Consider the following 420-nt stretch of genomic DNA (forward strand, 5'->3'; position numbering starts at 1 on the left):
ATCGTCACGCCCGCGCGCTGGAGGGGACCGCCGGACGCATCGAGCAGAAACGCATAGCCAAGATAGGAGAGACAGATCGGGAGAACCGCCAGAGTGGTCCGGCGCAGAAGCGCCTTGGCGTCCGACACGCTGATTTCGGACGGGTCGGGAAGAAACCACAGCCACCACACCATGCGGGTGGTGCAGGCAGCCACGAACAGTCCGGAAACCAGTCCGACAATCAGGCGAGGCGCGCTGTCCGCCGTGAGATACACGCTCGCCGCCGCGATGATGACGAGCAGCAGATACAGCAACGGCACCTGACGCTTGAGATTGGCGTATTGGCCGATCAGGGCGTCCGGATCGTCCGAAAAAGCCCAGCTTTTCGGCTTGAGCCAACGCGCATCGGCCCATCCCCTGCGCGCGATTGGCGCGTTTGAA

At 63.3% G+C, this 420-nt stretch carries 1 protein-coding gene; it reads right to left on the reverse strand.

Annotated features, from left to right (window positions below; translation table 11 throughout):
- A partial coding sequence (locus A3736_RS17555; RefSeq protein WP_197465536.1) for a hypothetical protein occupies positions 1-420 on the reverse strand: 420 nt, incomplete at both ends.

Source organism: Erythrobacter sp. HI0063 (assembly GCF_001635685.1).
In the GTDB taxonomy this organism is placed as follows: Bacteria; Pseudomonadota; Alphaproteobacteria; order Sphingomonadales; family Sphingomonadaceae; genus Qipengyuania.